Raw genomic sequence first — 19598 nt, 5'->3', positions numbered from 1 at the left:
TTAAATTAATATTACTTCTGAAATTTAAAATTCAAAATGTATGCAAAATTGCGAAATTTTTTCGACATTCATCTTTCGTAAATTTCTATCTTAAAGATAGTGAAAAGAATATTACTATAAAAGAATTGTGGATAAAAAAGTGGAGTTATTATTAAATTAATACAATTAATCGCTTTCTGTTAGTAATTTCACGTTTCCATACCTCTTCAATATCCTGCAGTTGAACGGTTTCTGTATTTATCTTTAATTTTCCGTTAACGGCAGCCTGAAACATTTCAGGAATGATCTCAGAAAGAAGGAGTTTCATTTCTTCCTTTGTCCAGCTTCCCAATCCCGAACCGGAAATCTGGATATCTGTTCCTCTTAAAATTTGAGAAGACAATTGAATCGTGTCCCCACTCATTCCCCCTACAGAAACCAAACGTGTTTTATGAGAAAAATTACCATCCCCTTTTAAAGCAGATAAAATATTTTCCACCGAATGCCCCCAAATATAATCGAGCACTACATCAATAGGAGTTTCACGGTGAATGTCTTTTATTTTTTGCTGAAAGCCTTCATCACTTAGATTCAAAGAAACCACCTCATCGGCACCCAATTCCAGTAAAGACTGTAAGGCTTCTTCATTTCTTCCGGTAACAATCACTTTTTTGGCTCCGTATAATTTTGCGATTTGAACAGCCACTTTTCCGGTAATTCCTGTTGCTCCGTTTACGAGAACAGTTTCCCCTTCTTTTAAATGGGTTTTAAATTTAAGTCCCATCGCAGAACCCATCACAGCATTAGGTAAAGCCGCTGCAATCGAGAAATCCAGTTCTTCGGGGATAGGGACGATCATATTTTTATCGGCAACTGCTTTTTCGGCAACCGTTCCTTTTTTACTGAAAAAATAGACTTTGGATCCATTTTCCAGAAAACCTACTCCATCGCTGCCAACAATAGTCGGTTGATGTTCTTTATTTTCAGTAGAATAATGTTTTCCACTCGCTCTTGCTCTGTCGAGATGCTTGATAGAAGCTGCTTTTACGAATACTAAAGCTTCATTTTCATTAATAACAACCGGATCAGGAAAATCTGCATATTGAGGAATTCCTCCTTTTTCGAATACAACTGCTGCTTTCATTTGTTTTAAATTTTAATGCAAAATTATTTTGAAAGTGCTTTAGAGTGCAATAACATTTGTTATCGATTGGGCGAAGTTAAGAGAAAAGATAGGAGATCTGTTTAATTTTTTTTAACGCAAAGATTATATTGCATATCGTATTATTTTTAGAGGGCAAAGGCAAATAAAATTTGCTTCGCGAAGCTTGAAAACACATCGCTTCATCAAATCAACCTGTTGATTCTTCTTTGCTTACTTGAGAGCATACAATTTTAAAATAAAGCTTTGCGTTAAAAAATGAACCTTTGTTTTTTAATATTTTTAATCAAATCTGAACAAAATCTAATTAAAAAGATCTTGTATACATTTCAGAATCATATACGAACACAAAGAAACCTCCGTCTTCCTGCATCAATCTTCCGCTTTTCAGAGTCTTTCTTTTAAAATCTTACTTTTAATTCTACTCAGATGAACGGTTGTAATTCCTAAGTAAGAAGCAATATAATGTTGCGGAACTCTTTTGACAATGTTTGGTTTTTCTTTACAGAGATTGAGATAGCGTTCTTGCGGACTGTCTTTAATAAAGGAGAAAAAATGTTTCATATAATCGAAAACCCTTTCAAACACAGAATCCATGAATTCACTTCTCATTTTGGGATCTTCATAGACTTCTTCTAAAATTTTGTCTGCTGTAGGTTTATCGATCTGCCACAGAATACAAGGCTCTATGGTTTCAAAAGACACCATACTCGGCAATCCTTTACGGAAGCTTTCTAGGGAAGAAAACATGGTATTTTCCATAAAGAACTGAAAGGTCACGTCTTTTCCGTCCTTGTTGTACAAGGCTCTTACAATTCCTTTTTCAATAAAGTAAGCATTTAATGAAGTTTCTCCTTCTTTTAAAAGAATAGCTTTAGCAGGAACTTCCAATCGTGTAAAGTTCTTTCTGTATTTCCCCCATGTTTCTTTTGGAAAAGTGAATCTGTTTTGCAGGTGTTCAAACATGTTGTGTAAAAAAGAACGAGACCCAAAAAGCCTCGTTCATAGTATTTTAATTAAATCAAAGTTTTGATTTTTGCGATGATATCGTCTCCTAGTTTATCTGCTTCTTCCTGAGATTTAGCTTCTGTATAAATTCTGATAATCGGCTCTGTATTAGATTTTCTAAGGTGTACCCAGTTATTTTCAAAATCTATTTTCACTCCGTCTACGGTAGAAACTTCTTCATCCTGATATTCTTTTTCCATTTTAGATAGAATATCATCTACATTGATCTCCGGAGTGAGCTCAATTTTCTTTTTCCCCATGAAGTAACTCGGATATCCTGCTCTCATTTCGGAAACCGTTTTATTTTCTTTGGCCAGATGAGTTAAAAATAAAGCTACCCCCACTAAAGAATCTCTTCCATAATGTAAATCAGGATAGATAATTCCTCCGTTTCCTTCTCCTCCAATTACGGCATTTTTCTCTTTCATTAAAGTTACCACATTCACTTCTCCTACAGCGCTTGCAAAATACTCTGAGTTATGAGTGTGCGCAACATCTCTCAAAGCGCGACTTGAAGAAAGGTTAGAAACCGCCACTCCATTTTTATTTTTCAGCAAATAGTCTGCAACAGCCACCAATGTATATTCTTCTCCAAACATTTCGCCTTTTTCATCGATCAGGGCTAATCTGTCAACATCCGGATCCACAACGATTCCCAAATCTGCTCCTTCTTTTTTCACCAATTCGCAGATATCTCCCAAGTGCTCTTTCAACGGTTCAGGATTGTGCGGGAAATGACCTGTAGGCTCACAATATAATTTCACGGTTTCACAACCCAGTTTATCCAAAAGCATCGGAATAGCAATACCTCCTGTAGAATTTACCGCATCTAGAACTACTTTGAATTTTTTAAATTTAATAGCTTCAGCATCTACCATTGGTAAATCAAGGATCTGCTGAATATGGATATCAAAAGCATCATCTCTTGTTTCATATTTTCCCAAATCATCCACTTCTGCATAGTTGAAATCTTCACTTTCAGCCAGTGCTAAAACTTCCGCTCCGTTTTCTCCGGTAATGAATTCTCCTTTTTCATTTAATAATTTCAGAGCATTCCATTGTTTTGGATTGTGAGAAGCGGTTAAGATAATTCCACCATCTGCTTTCAGTTCAGGAACCATTATTTCTACGGTAGGAGTTGTAGAAAGTCCCAAATCAACTACATTGATTCCCAGTCCTTGTAATGTTGCCGTCACCAAAGAAGAAACCATCTGCCCGGAAATTCTGGCGTCTCTTCCAATGATTAATGTTAAATCTTTTTTATTTTTATTATTCTGTAACCAAGTTCCGAAAGCCGAAGCAAATTTTACCACATCAAGCGGAGTCAAGTTATCATTTACTCTTCCTCCAATGGTTCCCCGGATTCCCGAAATACTTTTTATTAATGACATTTTTTCAAAAATTTTAAACAAAAATACAAAATAAATAGCTCAATTAATTCTCCAAAAAAATGAGAGGTAAAATATTATCCTCCTTAGTTTTATTAATCAATACAAACAGAACATTTACACTAATAAATAATAACTATTTGCATACGATGATTGATTTACTTCCGTCGATATTCTGTTGGTGAAATTCCTTCTAATCGTTTGAAGTATTTCCCAAAAAACGACTGAGAAGGAAAATGCAGTTCTTCACTGATCTGTTCAATGGTCATATTGGTTGATTTTAAAAGTGCTTTTGCTTCCAAGATCACAAAACTGTCAATCCATTCCGCTGCAGAACGTCCACTGTTTGATTTGATCAGACTTGAAAAATATTTGGGAGTAAGGCAAAGCTTTTCGGCATAGAACCCCACGCTTCTTTCCTGTTTATGGTAATTACGGACAAGCATAAGAAAATCATCAAGTACTACTTTATTTTTAGACTTTTCCTCGTGTGCTAACATTTTGTGGCGTTTATAGCTAATTCCGTAGAAAAATGCCCGTGTCAGATTCAAAACGGTTTCCATACGGAAGGGATTATCTACGTTTTTTACGGCTTCTTTTAGTAAATTATAATAGGTTACCATAGAATTCAATTCACTTTCTGAGAGTGAAAGCACCGGATTTTCATTCACTGAAGCAAAAAGCGAAGAGCCGATCTGAATATTCAAATTACGGATAAACTGTTTGGAAGTCACGATCAAAAGAGCCGAAAAATCCTCACTAGTTTCCTTATGCTGTAGGATCTGATCTGGCATAAAAACCGTAAGACTAGAAGCAGAAGAAACCTGAGGACTTAGGTTTATAAAGCCTTCACTTTTTCCGGAAAGACAGATAATAGCCGTGAAAACATCGCTTTTAAAAGGATAGGAAAACCCCGGCCGAATAACCGGTTTTTCAAGTAAAATAATATCATTTCCTATGGAATTTTCTTCATTTATTCCCAAATCCAAAAGTTCCGATTGCAGGTTAAAAATATGAATGTTTTTTTTCAAGGGATTAAATTTTAGTTAAAATTAGCCTTTTTTACCTAAAAATTCATAAAATCCGACTTATCATCCAAAATCACCTCCTTTTCAACCTTACCCATCGAAAATTTCGTCTCTACTTTTGTCACAGAATTTTGAAGGAAACCAGCTTTAAAATTCAAAAATAAGATCGTATCAAAATTTTTTAAATAATTAACAAAAAAAACAAATTTTATGAAGAAATCAGCAGTAATAGTGGCACTATTTTTTATGGGTTTTATCTCCGTAAACGCTCAGGGATTAATGGGTTATCTTAAATCACATCTTGAACTTGGCGTGAAGGGAGAGGCAAATTATTCGGGGTTTTTACTTAAAGATATGGAGGGGGTAAAGAGCGAAATGGGTGTTGGAGGTAATGTAGGAACATTTATTAAGTTAAATATTTCCGAACATTTTGCCATTCAGGAAGACATTCTGTTTTCGTACCAATCGTCCAAAATAAAACAAAATGGTTGGGAAGACACGTATCAGTATTTTGGAACTGAAGTTCCGATCTACCTGATGGGCCAGTGGAATGTATCCGGCGGTAGATTTTATGCAGGAGCCGGACCTTACTTCAGTTTGGGTTTAAGCGCTAAAATGAAAGATGCAGATATTGATCTCTATAAAAAAGTAGACGATGAGCGACCGATGAAACGTCTTTCTAATGGACTTGCTGCTCAAATCGGTTATGAATTCAGCAATAAAATCCAGCTTAATGCAAGCTATAAAATCGGTTTGGGAAATACTCTGGATGCTAATGAAGATCTTTACAAAATGGTTCCACATTCGGTTTCTTTAGGAATCGGTTATCGATTTTAAACTCTTTTTATATTAAACCTTCAAGATTTCTAATATCTTGAAGGTTTAATATAATTCATGAAAAGTGAATTAAAGATCTTTATTATTTTCTAATTAAAAAAAAACACTTAGTAACCCAAGTGTTAAAAAATAATATTATTGTTTATTTTATTTTTCTATACTATACTTATGATATTTTATAGAGCTTGTGAAATAGAGCAACTAACCAGTTTTTTAGCTTTGCAAAATTCAAAATACAACTTTCCCCTATATTTACGAACAAACAAAAAAATGGTTAGCCAAAATATGATCAGTTACTCATCTCTCACTATATTTACATTTGGTTTTTTCTTTAAAAAATCTACTCATATCAATGGATAAAACAATAAGCGTTTTGGGAACAATCGTTACAACTGCGGAATCTTTATATTCCGCCGTATGTAACAATCTTTTTATTATTTTGTTAATATGAAAGTCTTTGAAATTTAGTATACTTCAAATTGATAAGTGATATATATCAAATCTGTATACAATGATCATTAGTATATCCTTGCAATTCTGCAATACCATCTTCTTACGTTATCCGCATCATTTGTGTTATCCATATTGTCAACAGAAAAAGACATTTCTACTTTATACCATTTTCCGTCAAAAAGAAAATCAAAATTATATCCTTCTGCATTTTGTGCCTCATCTAAAGCTGTACCAGGAGTTCCTCCGGTAGTCATATTTTTACCATAACCCAAATACATTCCATTATCCAAGTTCTGATAACCACCTGGCGCAAGAACAACGTTGCCATCTCCTCGTCCTTCTATTGAGGTCATACCTTGCCACCAATATTTTTTTGAAGAACTGGAAATATTATAAACTCTTGGTCTAATTGATATAGGATTTACACCATTAGATGAGGACATTGCATAAACATCAAGTCTAAAGGTATTTTCTATGGTTGGCATTGTATCTACAGAACTGAACAATACGCCTGATGCACTTGCCAATACACCTCCACCTTGAAAATACGCGTATTCTCCACGCGCTAATGAATTAGAACCCACAGCCGCAGAACAAGACTGGCTACCAAAGTTGATTGCAAAAGTTGCCAGTTCCGGACTTGACTGAGAAGGAGTTCCTGTAACATTATACACTAATTGTCCTGTCCCATACTCCAGATCTCCTTGCTGTAAGGTTGCAGTAAGCCCTGTAACTCCGGTAGAAGCAATGGCTGTCCCAGCACTATAAGATCCTCCGTTTCCTCCTGTATATGGCACAACAAGTGTTCCAGTATATGGTACCCCTGCCGTATATGATTTGGGACTCAAGTATGCAGTAGTACATTGTAATTCACCAACAGTAGGTGAAACACTTGACCTTGTAGAAAATTTAATCCACTCTGCGCCGTTCCAATACATATATCCTTCGGTAGCAAGGCCTGCTGTCCCAAGATTATATACCAATAATCCGGTAGCCGGAGAGGCAATAGTAGTAATATCTGTATTGGAAGTCAATGCCACTTTGGGCCCTAAAAACCCTTTTTTACTGCCATTTGCCACGTTAAGTTCTAAGATAGCAGAGGCATTAGGCGAAGATGTTCCTATCCCAACACTTCCAGAAGAAGTTACTACAAAGTCATCAGAACCTTGTATCGCTGTGGGTGTTCCCGTTGTAGGATTGGTTGTAGCTGTAGAAGATTTTCCGTCTACATGCAAAACTCCTTGTGGATTCGTTGTATTAACGCCAACTTGCGAGAACAGCAAGGACGAACCTAATAAAGAGGTAAATAAAAATAAATTCTTTCTCATATTTTTAAAATTATTTATTAACTTCATATCTTACAATGAAAAGGTAATCTGTGAAAATATTATTTGCTTTTGTTCTGCAAATTTATTAGGTTCTCATTGCAAATAAAAAGGTTGAAAAGGTCTGCTTAAATCAAAAATGAAAAACGATTTAAATTCGCGAATTCGGATGTAGTCAAATTTGAAATATGGCTTAAAAAACACTTTAAAAATCAACATGTTAACTACAGAATTAAGAAAAGAAAAAATATTAGAGATTAAGAAAAAGCTAATGTCATATTATGTCTGTTTAATCTGTACTATTTTTATTTTATACTCATTTGTCTTTGCTTTTTATATGATAGATTATACAATGGTATACTATCTCATGGGAGGAACCGTAAGTTTATGTTTTCTTTGGTTTGCCTTAAAAAATCGCTATTCTATTGATACACTTGTCCGTTTATATTTTATCGTGGCTCCTCTTTATAATTTTTTTGTGATGCTGAAATTTTGGAATTTATCTGTCGCAAGTTTTGTATGGCTTGTTCCTCTTCCTCTGGGAGCCTATATATTTTTATCGGCAAAGGAAGTTTTTTTGTATACATTTTATTCAATTATTACCATTGTTATCGGGGTGATTCTGGCCAGTACTATTGAATTCAATTTTATACAGCATACAAGAGAGCAGGTAAGAGCAACCGATATTTTCTTGTTTGCATCCAATATTTCTGTGGTTACATTGCTTGTTTATTATAAAGACAAGATAAGAAGGCTTGAAATCCTTACGGAAATAGAGGAAAAGGAAAAAATAATCCTTCCCGTCACTTTAGATAACAAGAATAGTGAAATGGCTGAATCTATTTTTCAGCAGATAGAGCAAAAAATGACGGAGGAAAGCCTTTTTAAAGACGAGAACTTTAATATCTCCGTTCTGAGCACCATATTAATGGTTAATAATAACTATATCTCAAAAGCAATCAGATCCAAAGGATTTTCCAATTTTAACAGTTATATTAATTCACTCAGAATAAAGTATGTAAAACAGTTAATGAACGAAAAAGATCTGGAAAAAGTAACCTTAATGTATATTTATACTGAAGCAGGTTTTACCAGCCAGTCTACCTTTAACAGAGCTTTTAAACAGGAAGAAGGCGTTACTCCATCCGAGTATCTTCAAAGTCTGAAAATACCTATGGAAAGTAATTCTTAGGAAAGTTATGAGCAACCGCAGTCTTTGTCGCAGTTTGTTCTTTTTGAACTGAATTTTTTCGGTGCAAAGTTTTTCTTGAGTAGTTTAAAGAGAGAGTAACAAGCAATTGCAACGATCAGTAAAACAATTACATATTGTAAGATTAATGATGAGTCCATTATTTCAAAATCTGATATACTATCATCGACACAAAGTATGCCAAACCGGTCATCATAGTTACCTGTAAGCCAGTCCATTTCCAGCTTTTAGTTTCTCTGAAGACTACTGCAAGTGTAGAAACACACTGCATTGCAAATGCATAAAATAAGAGCACCGAAACGCCTGTTGCGAAACTGAATACTTTTTCGCCATTAGGTTTTACATCACGCCTCATTTTATCGATTACTTTCACTTCCGGAGCATCATCTTCCAGACTATACAACGTAGACATTGTCCCTACGAAAACTTCTCTTGCTACGAAACTTGTTAAAATCCCTACCCCCATTTTCCAATCGTAACCAAGCGGAGCAATTACAGGTTCTATTCCTTTACCCATTTTTGCAAGATAAGAATGATCCAGATGAACATTCGTGGCAACGAACTGATCCGGCTTTTGTTTTGGTCCGAAATAGCTTAAGAACCAGATGATGATACTTACAATGAAAATAATTTTACCCGCTCCTGTAATGAAGTCCCAGACTTTCCCTAAAACCATTTTGAAATCGTATCCGAAAAGCGGTTTTTTGTATGTCGGTAAATCCATTACCAAGTAGGTTTTTCCTTTATTTTTAATAAATCTTTTAAGAATGGATGCAGAAAATAATGCGACTAAAAAGCCCAGCAAATACATTCCCATCAACACCAAAGCTTTGTATTTTATTCCTAAAAATGTCCCGTCTGAAATAATCAGTCCGATAATGATACTGTATACTGGAAGCCTTGCTGAACACGTCATAAAAGGCGTTACCAAGATCGTAAGCAATCTTTCTTTTACATTTTCAATATTTCTGGTTGAAATCACTGCCGGAATGGCACATGCTGTTCCAGAAACCAAAGGAACAATACTTTTCCCGTTTAATCCGAAAGGGCGTAGAAGTCTGTCCATCAGGAAAACAACTCTCGCCATATATCCTGAATCTTCCAGTAAGTAAAGGAAATATAATAATATTCCGATCTGCGGGGCAAAAACTACAATGCCACCGATTCCCGGGACAATTCCGTTTGAAATCAATGAATTGATCGGTCCTTCCGGCAAATGCTCTGCTGTAAACGCTGTTAACCAAGAAAAAAGATCATCAATCCAGTTCATCGGATATTCTGCCAGAAAGAAAACACTTTGGAAGATAATTAATAAAATGGCAAGGAAAACAACATATCCCCAGAATTTATGCACTAAAACCCTGTCTAATTTTTCCGTTAAAAGTTCTTTGAACTGAGGTTTTTTAGAAATTACATCAGACAAGATCTTATCAACGTTCTGGTATCTTCTTACGGTTTCCTGAACCTGTAATCTTTTCGGGACCAAGCTTTTAGATTCTGGCTCGTTGATCAATTCCATTACCGATTCAATCTTTCCTAAATCTTTCCCTACAGAAAGGCTTATCCAGGCTTTATAATCGTTATCAAAACCTTTATGATCAACTAATTTTTGAATAAAATCTTTATGTTCTCCCGGTATTTCGAATGAAGCTGTATTTATTTTTACAAACTGATTGTTTAAAACCGCTTCTTTAATCTCATCAATTCCTACATTTTCTTTGGCATTGGTCTGAATAATCTTAATGCCTATAGCTTCCGAAAATTTTTGAATATCAATGGTAATTCCTCTTCTTTCTGCCTGATCAATCTGATTCACGACCAAAATCATAGGAATTCCCAGATCCTGAATCTGCTGGAACAAAAGAAGTCCTCTTTTCAGGCTTAATGCTTCAAGGATATAAACAACGCCTGCATAGTTTTGCTGCTCATCAATCAGAAATTTGGAAAAAATAGCTTCATCTTCAGAACTCGGATATACACTGTATGAACCCGGTAAATCGATCACCTCAACTTCCTCATTCTTATATTCATAATTTCCTGAATGGCTTGCAACAGTAACCCCTGCATAATTTCCGGTCTTCTGCTTCTTATTACAAAGCGCATTGAAAACCGTTGATTTCCCTACATTCGGATTTCCAACTAAAAGTATCTGTTTTTTCTGAGTATCCTGCATTAATTCAATTCTTCAACAATGATATAATCTCCTTCTTCTTCACGCAGAGCAATACGACTTTTTTCGTCCCCAAACTCCACATACATCGGTCCGTTGAAAGGAGCCTGATACAAAATCCTGAATGAAGTTTCCGGAAGAAGGCCCATTTCAATGATTTTATTGGGCATTTTCAGATGGTCATTATCATATCCGACAATCTTCCCCTTTTTGTTTTTGGGAAATCCACTCATTTTACGTAAATCCGTCTGTTTCAAAGCCAATTTTTTGTGATTACAAATATACGTTATTTAAATTTAATCTAAATAACCTGTATCTATGAAAAAAATCAACCCAAACACGATTTGCATTTGGGTTGACTCACAATATAATTTAGTTGATATAGAAACCTGCTTAATTTTCTTTACCTACCTTTTCTACTTTACCTACTTTTAATTTTTCGTAAGGCGGCTCGATGGGGTTATCGTTCGCATTAAAAAAGTCTTTGTACATTTTCTCCTGCTTTTTCATCATATCACCAATGGTACCCTCCATTCCAGGAATTGTTTTAGACATAATTTCCTGTGTCATCATTGGTCTTGCCGTTGCAAAAGGATCTTTTTTGAAATCATTGAATGTTTTTTCAAACTTTTCTCTTGGCATTTCGGTTACTTTTAAACCTACATTTGAGATCTTCTCCATATAGGTCAACTCTTCCCAGTTCGGAACTTTTTTGTTTCCCTGAAGTACCCAAGAATAGTTTTTTCCTTCGTCTTCAATCTTTACAATTAGCCCAGGCAGACCAGAGAATTTATAGGGTCCATCCTGGAAGGGCAGTTCTGAACTGAACCAAGCTGTCCATTTTTTTCCTCCAAATTCTGTCGTTGCTTTCTGCGCATTGTAAGCTCCGATTTTTGCTTTTTCATTAGAAATTTTCCAGTCAAACTTTACGGTTTCATTGTATCCGATATTCATTGGGCTAAATCCGTTTGCAATTCTTTCGATATACTGCATCTTCATATCTGGATATGTTTTCACGATTTTTTCAGAGAACTTCGGCATTTTGAAAGACTTGGATATATCTTTGAAAACTCCTGCTTTTTGCATCTCTTCCATCTGAATTTTAAGAATAGAGTCTTGTGCAATTGCTGTAAAGTCTCTGTAAATAGATCTGTTTTTAACAATATCAAGAGCCATTATTACTTTTTCAAGTTTTACAGAGTCTTTTCTTGGCTTAAAAGTCAACTCATAAAAAAATCGGTTGGCTGTTTCTTTAGAATCATTACCCTGAGCGCTTACAAAAGCAAAAAGAGCAAAAAAGAATATTGAAAATAGCTTTTTCATGTTTTCTAATGTTTTTATAATTAGTTAACTGTTGTCAATTTTTGTTACAGTTTTTTTGAGTTTTATTTTTCCTGAGATAAAATTTATGATTTCGTTAAAACAGTTTTCTGAGTAAAAATTTTAACTTTAACCTACTAAAAAACAAAACGATATGGATACTTTATCACAGCTGAAAAATGAGCTTCAGCACGAATATCAGACGACCAAAAAGTTTTTTGAAATTTATCCTGAAGCCAAAAATGATTACGCTCCTCATGAGAAAAGCATGAAGATGATGCCTCTTGCCACTCATATTGCAGAAGTTTTTGAATGGCCCCATACGATTTTCAAAACCTCAGAGCTGGATTTTGCCAATAATGATTACCAGCCAAAAAAATTCACCACAAAAGAGGAACTGCTAAAAGCCCTCGATGAAAACTACAGACAGGGAATTGATGCCTTAGAAAATGCCAATGAAGAAAATCTGAATGAAATGTGGGCGCTAAAGCATAATGGTCAAGAACTTGCAAAATGGACCAAATACGGATCGATACGTCACGGTCTGAATCAGATTACCCATCACCGAGCACAGCTTGGCGTGTATTACAGACTGAACGATATTGCTCTTCCAGGAAGTTATGGTCCTTCCGCAGATGATCCGAACTTTTAACCCCATTTTAAATATATCTCAAACAAAAAACCAATCTCGCTGAGATTGGTTTTTATATATGTGAGTCTACTTTTTATTTAAAGTTGAATTTTACTGTAAACATCACTTGACTTGGGCGGAGTTGGATTCTTGTAAAAGAAGTCCCCTGAGAATTAATTTCATAATTTTCGAATACTTTTTTATTCGCGATATTCATCCATTTTAACTCAAAATCAATATTCTTTTTAGACCATGTAAACTGATACGAAAGATCGTAGAATCCGTTATGGTATTTTTGATCGGTAGCTGTTACAGTTGAATTCACCTGATCCCAATTGAATCCAATGGTGTGATTTTCGATTGGATAAAAGAATACTCCAAGATTATGCTTGAATCCAGTAGTTTTAGCAGCTGAATTAACATCTCCTACACTGGTCTGATTCGTTCTTGTAAGGCTTGCGTTATAATCAATACTCATCCAGCTGAAATATGTATTATTGAATTTCACACCAAGCGACTGGCTATTGTTATCATTTGTGAAAGACTTATTATCCAAATAAGAATCAGATTTAGATGTACTATTGCTGTAGCTTAAAGAAGCATTTGTTTTAAATTTCGGGAAATATTTTCCTGCTTCTGCACTGTATGCATTAGTCAATACATTATTATCCTGAACGATATAACTCATTGCTGTATACCCGTTTACGATTGTCGGGTTAGAAATCAAGTTTCTTTTGGCATCTGAATATCTGTAATTGATATTAAAAAATAAATTATTCAGTGGGTTTCTGTATTCTAATCTTGTTCCTGCTGACTTGTTATTGTTCTGAGGGATCGGGTTTGTCGGATCCATAACATTAATCCCCGACGGTGAAGTCATTAAGAACCCTGAATAGGCAGTATTAATTTCACCAAAGTTGTTATTGATATTCGCATTTACCGAAGCTTTCCAGAAAGAAGCAAAAGTGTATTGCGCAAAAACACTCGGTTCAAAAGTAACCTTATTCAATTCTCTTGAAACCAATCTTAAAGGGTCTTCTGCTTTAATGTTATTAGAATTTACAGGGAAGTTAGCATATAACATCCAAGAATCGTTCTTGTAATTTACTCCCAGACTTCCATAAGGTGTCGCGGTTGTATAGCTAAGATCATTACTGTATTGTGTCGCTGGAGGTGGGGTTGTAGCAGTCGATTTTATATTGAATAAATCTGAAACCAAATCTGTAGATTTAAAATTAAATCCGACCTCCGGAGTAAATGTCCATCCTTTTGTAGAGAATCCAATATTTGCAGAATGATTCGCTTCAAAAGTTTTTAATCTTAAATTCTGACGGACAAAGTCTGAAGATGTCGTAGTATATCCCGGAATAGCAAAATAAGAGGAAGGTGAAACATCCAAAGTCTGCTTATCTGTCTGATAACTTATAAAAGACAACACATTCACCATTTTTTCCTTCCAAGGAATGATCGTACTCAATGAGTTTTGGAAAGAGGTTGTAGGAGACTCCAGTGCTTGTGCTCCATTTCTTTCTGTCAGAGTATTGTTATTGATTCTATTTGCATCTGCTCGATCTGCATTCCAGTATTGAGAGAAACTAGTTGTATTTTTAAAGAATCCTTTTTTAGCATTTTTTGTAAAAATAAGCTCCCCCTTTGCTTTATCCGTATAAAAATTATTATGAATATTGATCGTATTGGATTCTCCATTAAAATAATTCTGTACAACATTGGATTCTCTTTCTACCGAATTATTCGTATAGTTTGCGTTGGCTTTAAGCTCCCACTCCTTTTTCTTATCAATATTGGTCAGATAATTCGCTGATAAGTAATGAACATTATTCATCAAATATCTTTTTACCGGAAGATTTGGCGTACTTGCATTTTCTACATTCAGCCAGTCATTTTGCGAAGCATTGATTCTTTTTCCTTCAAACCTGTTTCCGAAAGCCAGAATATTTCCTTCGTTTTCAACCTGATCTCCCATATTGTTGGTCTTATAATTAGCCACCCACTGACTTTTCTTACTAAAGAACATAGGCGTTAATTTCACATTCCAAAGCCAAGGATCTCCAAAACCGGTTCCTACTTCTCCACGACCGGTCATGGTTACCGATTTTTTAAGCTTGATATTGATGGCTGCCTGATCAGAAGGTACTTTATTCTGAAGGATTTTTACAGGTTGGTGATTTTCCAGTACTTCAACCTTTGCTACAGCATCTTTTGGAAGAGAGTTGCTGATCGTTCCGTATCCTCCTTCCATCAGGTCTTTTCCTTCAACGTAGAATTTGTTGATCGCATTTCCCTGATAGAGAATAGTTCCGTCTGCATTCACTTCAATTCCCGGCATTTTCTTAAGAACGTCTGCAAGACTTCGGTCATTTTTACTGTCAAAAGCTTTAAGATCGTAAGAAATGGTGTCTCCTCTTGCTGTTACCATTTTGGTTTTCAGCTGTACTTCTTTTATTTCAGTAGCTTCGGACTCCATTTTAAAGGTTAAGCTCTGATCGCTGTTGCTGATTTGTTTTGTGATCGGTTTCTGATTAAAAGCTTTTACTTTCAGATCTACATTAGATTCTCCTGTAGTAAAAGTTACTTTGTACTCCCCTTTCGAATTGGTAATTCCGTATGCGAGAATGGCATCTTTTCCCGGTTCTTCTACAGTTACACTGGCACTTGGAATGCCTACACCATCTTCATCAGTAATTTTTCCTGAAACTGTTTTCTGTGCAAAAGACAAAACGGAAAAAAATAACATCAGAAATAAGGAAATATTTTTTTTCATAATTATTATTTGTGTAATTAGTTAATGATTACAAGTTTTTGTTACACTTTTATAAAGATGTAATTTAATTTAAAAGGTTAAATTCATTTTATCACTACAAACATAGTTATATTTTTTTTTCTTATTTCGTTTTATTCCGGAATTTTCTATCTTTTGCTATTTATTTTTTATCTAATTGTATAAATTTGTAAAAAACAATCTTATCATGGGAGTAGGAACCAACATTAAAAGACTGAGAAATAAAACAAAATTTTCTCATCAGGAAATTGCCGATATGCTGGGAATTGACAGAAATACCTATGCAAACTGGGAAAATGAAGCGACCGATATCAAGTCTCAATTTATTCCCAAACTGGCAGAAATTTTTGGTGTTAGTATTCAGGACCTTTTTGAATCAGGAGAAAAAGGATCTGTAACTAATTCACAGGATAATTTTCAATTACACGATAGTTCTATTGGTCAAAAAGATTTCCAGCAAGGAATTATTATTAATATCACAGATTCTGAAGCAGCAAAAATCCTCAGTTCTCAATTGGAAGAATTGATCAAAAACCTAAGAAAATAATATTGGATATTCTTAAGGATATTCCTATTAAATTCTATTCCCCATAATTTGTATTTTAGAACTTACTTCCCAACCTTTTGATACATCCATCATTCAAAAGGTTTTAATTCTAGAGGATTATTATACATTATTTTCTTTCTGTCATACGCATTTTGCAACTCTTTTCTCAGTTCTTCTCCCATATCAGCAGGATAACCTGCAAGAGTGAATTCCATATTATATTTGGCTTTCAGGTATTTATCTTTTGAATAGTTCTTATATTCATTCAAATTAAATCTGAATTCTTCTGAGAAACTTTCAACATTTGCTAAGGTAAAATGGTAGTCATCTCTTGTATCATATAGTTCAAACACAAGTCCCGGTAACCCGTTAAACTTATAGGGACCTAAAGATTGCGGATAGTCTTTTGAAAAATAAGCAAACCATCGCCTTCCAAATTTATTCGTCGTGGCTAATTGACACTTTATTCCTCCTATTACTTTTGTAGTACTATATAAAACCCATTTTAACGGCTCTGATTCTTCATATCGCAGTTTAGAATCAATTATAGTCGTAAAAACAGTTGTCTTATTATTAAATCTGATTACCCTTTCTTGGAAATAATCACTGATAGATTTTGTATCTATTCCTTTAATTTCATATTGTCCTGTATCATTTAAATAATTTTGAGCAGCGGCAAAATAATAAGCTTGTGAATTACCAATTAAGACGAATTTTTGAGTGTGATGATATTTTTCACCTAATTGGAGTGTAGCATCATAAATTACTTTTACTGTTGGTTTAAAACTAATTTTTTGACCAAAAGATATAATAGATATTAGGCAGGCAAAGTATATATAAATTTTTTTCATAAATATCTAATGTTAAAATAGCGGAGTCATTGACTCCGCTTTAAAATTAAGGATGAATAGTAACATCTGGGGTTACCCCACATTCAGCTTGATTGATTTGAGCAATCGCATTAGCCATTTGGCTATAAGTCCAAGTATCAGAAAATGTTGTATAGTGCTTTATACCACAAGTAGAAACCCAAACTGCTTGTACTGTTTTCGCAAACGCCATAATAGAAATGCCCATCATAGCGCAAAATAAAATTTTCTTTTTCATAAAAATTTGTTTTAAAATGATTAAAAAATTAATTTTCCCAATCCGAAAAACCTCGTCTAGAATAGGTTTACGGATCAGATGATGCATCATTTTACGACATTGGGAGAAAAAAAACAATGCGACAGGCCGTCGCAAAGGTTGCGCGAATTTTCTCATTTGTGTCATGTACAAACATAAGAACTTTTTCAAAACGAAACACTAAGAAAACCAGCAAATTACGCCGTATTTTCTAGAACATGATTTTCTTACAGAAATGAATTTTTCCATACATGGATTTCTGACGAAATATTTTATTTTTTAAGAATGTAACTCTTTTAAATAATCTTTTGTCTTATCAATACACAAAAATTATTTTTTATCCTGATTTTTTAATATTTTTATTTAGTCTAAGTATTTAAAATAATGATTTGAATCATAGATTAAAAAAAAATTAAAGCGTACTCCGTATATTTTTATTTAATAATTTTGTAACATAAATTTATTAGAATGGGAATCAATTTAAAGCCTATAGATATTGTAGATGACATTACACAAGAAGAATTCATTGAAAAATATCTAAAGCCGAGGAAGCCTGTTGTCATCAAGAACATGGCAAAAAAATGGCCTGCTTACCAAAAATGGACAATGGAATATGTGAAAGAGGTTGTAGGAGACGTTGAAGTTCCTTTGTATGACAGTTCAAAAGCTGATCCTGCAGCTCCCATCAATGCTCCAACTGCAAAAATGAAGTTTGCAGATTATATAGACCTTATCCAGAGAGAGCCTACAGATTTAAGAATCTTCTTTTTTGATCCTATAAAACATGCAAAAAGCCTGCTTCAGGATTATATTTCTCCAAAAGAACTTATGGGAGGCTTTTTAGATAAATATCCATCGATGTTTTTCGGAGGAAAAGGTTCTGTAACCTTCCTTCATTATGATATTGATTTAGCGCATATTTTCCATACTCATTTTAACGGAAGAAAGCACGTTTTGCTTTTCGAATATAAATGGAGAGAAAGATTGTACAAACTTCCTTACGCAACCTATGCGCTGGAAGATTACGATATTGAAAATCCTGATTTCACCAAATTCCCAGCTTTGGATGGCGTAGAAGGTATTGAATGCTTCCTGGAACATGGAGATACGCTATTCATGCCGACAGGATGGTGGCACTGGATGAAATATCTAGACGGAAGTTTCTCTATTTCTTTAAGAGCGTGGGACAAATCCTGGGCTGTAAAAGCAAATTCTTTATGGAACCTTACCGTACAGCGTAAGTTTGACGATATCATGAAGAAGAACTTCAAGAAAAAGTATATGGACTGGAAAGAAAAAATAGCCGTAAAACGAGCAGAAATGGCTTATAAAAGAGGCCTTCCAAAATAAAATAAAAAGACGTTTCAAGCAGAAACGTCTTTTGTTTTATTATTTCTTAATGATCTTATGCGTTTTTTCAGTTTTTGCATCGACAATTTTTACAAGATAATTCCCTTTCATTAAATGAGAAACATTCAATTCGGCTTTATTTGAATGTACCGGAACTTTCTGCTGCAGTTTTCCAGACATATCATAAATACTAATTTCTGAAATCTTATTTTCACTTTCAACATACAATATATCTTCTACCGGATTAGGATAAATTTTAGCCTCTTCCCTCTTTACCTCTGAAACCGAAAGAGAATTTCCAGAGACAACAAAATCATCAATCCCAACAAACCAAATATCTGTAGTAGAAGAATAAAATCCTATATAAATGGTCTGCCCAATGTAAGCTGAAAGATCATAAGTGTACTGAGTCCACACAGTAGGAGGTTTTAAAGCTGCAACAACCGTATTGGTAAGTCCGGCTGCAGTCGGTACTGTTGTAGAAATTTTAACATCAAACTGCTCTACTAAACCTGCTCCTCGATTTCTTGCCCAAAACGTAAGTTTATCGGAAACTCCCGCAGTAACAGGAATTGCAGGACTGATAGCATAATCGCTATGAGCTGTACTTCCATATTCTAATCCTAAAAAGTGAGAACCTGAATGAGAAGCATTAAAAGTACTGTCATAAGAAGTCCAGGTTTTCCATGTTCCGGTATCTCCCCCGTTAATAACAGTCCAATCTGAAGGCATCGTTGCCGAATCAAAACTTTGAGAATACTGTGCAAAAAATGCAATAGGTAACATCCCAAAAATGATTGTTAATTTGTAAATATTCTTCATAATTAATTGTTTTACACTAATTTACAAATTATTAATGATATACAAATAAATATAATCTACAAATTTTAAATATTCAAAAGTAATTCTTCCATATTTCTGGTAATCTCATTGCAGGAAAAACAGGCATCATTTCCGTCTTGGGAAAACCACCGGCATTGAGAACGGATGGGACAGAAAGATAACGCTGTATTTTTGATCGTACTCAGATGCTGAACTTTCTTAGATAAAGAACATTTAGATTCTTGATTATTCCATTGCGCACAGCCTTTCTCGACACATTTCCCCGTAAAACGGAATCTTTGCTCAAGATGATCATTCTGCTGAATAAATTCTTCCGTGACAGTAAGAGGCGTTATAAACTGTACTTTACCATCTCTGTTGACCACTCCAAAAAGCTGTGCCCCAACTTTTCCTACATAACTGGGGCACATCTTCTTTGAAGA

The 19598-nt window shown here is 34.6% G+C and carries 18 protein-coding genes; 5 read left to right on the top strand and 13 right to left on the bottom strand.

The genetic code is table 11. The annotated features are described in order from the left end of the window. Positions 1–151 precede the first annotated feature (151 nt). The 4 genes from JI747_RS08405 to JI747_RS08390 form a co-directional block, all read right to left on the bottom strand. Positions 152–1123, bottom strand: coding sequence for a quinone oxidoreductase family protein (locus JI747_RS08405; protein WP_225687710.1), 972 nt, complete (start codon positions 1121–1123; stop codon positions 152–154). Positions 1124–1528: 405 nt separating this feature from the next. Next, positions 1529–2107 (bottom strand): Crp/Fnr family transcriptional regulator, encoded by a 579-nt coding sequence (locus JI747_RS08400; protein ID WP_225687708.1) that lies wholly within the window; start codon positions 2105–2107, stop codon positions 1529–1531. A 50-nt stretch (positions 2108–2157) separates the two neighbouring features. Then, entirely contained in the window at positions 2158–3540 is a 1383-nt protein-coding gene (glmM, locus tag JI747_RS08395) for a phosphoglucosamine mutase (RefSeq protein ID WP_225687706.1), read from the bottom strand. A gap of 155 nt (positions 3541–3695) precedes the next feature. Continuing rightward, positions 3696–4568 (bottom strand): helix-turn-helix domain-containing protein, encoded by an 873-nt coding sequence (locus tag JI747_RS08390; RefSeq protein ID WP_225687704.1) that lies wholly within the window; start codon positions 4566–4568, stop codon positions 3696–3698. 207 nt (positions 4569–4775) lie between these two features. On the opposite strand from JI747_RS08390, the gene JI747_RS08385 reads away from it, so the two are divergent. Further along, positions 4776–5402 (top strand): porin family protein, encoded by a 627-nt coding sequence (locus tag JI747_RS08385; protein ID WP_225687703.1) that lies wholly within the window; start codon positions 4776–4778, stop codon positions 5400–5402. A gap of 518 nt (positions 5403–5920) precedes the next feature. Here the strand turns inward: JI747_RS08385 and JI747_RS08380 are convergent. Next, positions 5921–7183, bottom strand: a complete 1263-nt coding sequence (locus tag JI747_RS08380; protein WP_225687701.1) for a hypothetical protein — start codon at positions 7181–7183, stop codon at positions 5921–5923. A gap of 349 nt (positions 7184–7532) precedes the next feature. Here JI747_RS08380 and JI747_RS08375 point away from each other — a divergent pair, with 349 nt between their 5' ends. After that, positions 7533–8372, top strand: coding sequence for a helix-turn-helix domain-containing protein (locus tag JI747_RS08375; RefSeq protein ID WP_225687699.1), 840 nt, complete (start codon positions 7533–7535; stop codon positions 8370–8372). A 157-nt stretch (positions 8373–8529) separates the two neighbouring features. Here the strand turns inward: JI747_RS08375 and feoB are convergent, their stop codons facing one another. The 3 genes from feoB to JI747_RS08360 form a co-directional block, all read right to left on the bottom strand. After that, entirely contained in the window at positions 8530–10563 is a 2034-nt protein-coding gene (gene feoB / locus JI747_RS08370) for a ferrous iron transport protein B (protein ID WP_225687697.1), read from the bottom strand. Next, entirely contained in the window at positions 10563–10793 is a 231-nt protein-coding gene (locus JI747_RS08365) for a FeoA family protein (RefSeq protein ID WP_225688239.1), read from the bottom strand. The genes feoB and JI747_RS08365 overlap by 1 nt, the downstream gene beginning before the upstream one ends. A 160-nt stretch (positions 10794–10953) precedes the next feature. After that, on the bottom strand, positions 10954–11883 hold the full coding sequence (locus JI747_RS08360; protein WP_225687695.1) for a GLPGLI family protein: 930 nt from the start codon (positions 11881–11883) through the stop codon (positions 10954–10956). Positions 11884–12034: 151 nt separating this feature from the next. Between JI747_RS08360 and JI747_RS08355 the strand changes: the two genes are divergently transcribed. Then, positions 12035–12532, top strand: a complete 498-nt coding sequence (locus tag JI747_RS08355) for a DinB family protein (RefSeq protein WP_225687693.1) — start codon at positions 12035–12037, stop codon at positions 12530–12532. Between the two features lie 73 nt (positions 12533–12605). Here the strand turns inward: JI747_RS08355 and JI747_RS08350 are convergent, their stop codons facing one another. Then, entirely contained in the window at positions 12606–15293 is a 2688-nt protein-coding gene (locus JI747_RS08350; protein ID WP_225687691.1) for a carboxypeptidase-like regulatory domain-containing protein, read from the bottom strand. A gap of 205 nt (positions 15294–15498) precedes the next feature. Here JI747_RS08350 and JI747_RS08345 point away from each other — a divergent pair, with 205 nt between their 5' ends. Next, entirely contained in the window at positions 15499–15858 is a 360-nt protein-coding gene (locus JI747_RS08345; RefSeq protein ID WP_225687690.1) for a helix-turn-helix transcriptional regulator, read from the top strand. A gap of 89 nt (positions 15859–15947) precedes the next feature. Here the strand turns inward: JI747_RS08345 and JI747_RS08340 are convergent, their stop codons facing one another. Together JI747_RS08340 and JI747_RS08335 are read right to left on the bottom strand one after the other, a co-directional pair. Next, entirely contained in the window at positions 15948–16709 is a 762-nt protein-coding gene (locus JI747_RS08340; RefSeq protein WP_225687689.1) for a GLPGLI family protein, read from the bottom strand. 46 nt (positions 16710–16755) lie between these two features. Beyond that, positions 16756–16965 (bottom strand): hypothetical protein, encoded by a 210-nt coding sequence (locus JI747_RS08335; protein ID WP_225687688.1) that lies wholly within the window; start codon positions 16963–16965, stop codon positions 16756–16758. A gap of 486 nt (positions 16966–17451) precedes the next feature. Here JI747_RS08335 and JI747_RS08330 point away from each other — a divergent pair, with 486 nt between their 5' ends. After that, a complete protein-coding gene (locus JI747_RS08330) occupies positions 17452–18333 on the top strand; it encodes a cupin-like domain-containing protein (RefSeq protein WP_225687687.1) in 882 nt (293 codons plus the stop codon). 39 nt (positions 18334–18372) lie between these two features. Here JI747_RS08330 and JI747_RS08325 read toward each other — a convergent pair whose 3' ends face one another. Both JI747_RS08325 and JI747_RS08320 read right to left on the bottom strand, forming a co-directional pair. After that, the gene (locus JI747_RS08325; RefSeq protein ID WP_225687686.1) at positions 18373–19155 is read right to left on the bottom strand and encodes a T9SS-dependent choice-of-anchor J family protein; all 783 of its coding nucleotides are present in this window, start codon (positions 19153–19155) and stop codon (positions 18373–18375) included. 65 nt (positions 19156–19220) lie between these two features. Continuing rightward, positions 19221–19586, bottom strand: coding sequence for a hypothetical protein (locus JI747_RS08320; RefSeq protein ID WP_225687685.1), 366 nt, complete (start codon positions 19584–19586; stop codon positions 19221–19223). Positions 19587–19598: the final 12 nt, after the last annotated feature.

The organism is Chryseobacterium tagetis (assembly GCF_016735585.2).
Classification (GTDB): domain Bacteria; phylum Bacteroidota; class Bacteroidia; order Flavobacteriales; family Weeksellaceae; genus Chryseobacterium; species Chryseobacterium tagetis.
This window is presented reverse-complemented; position numbering and strand designations above follow the sequence as displayed.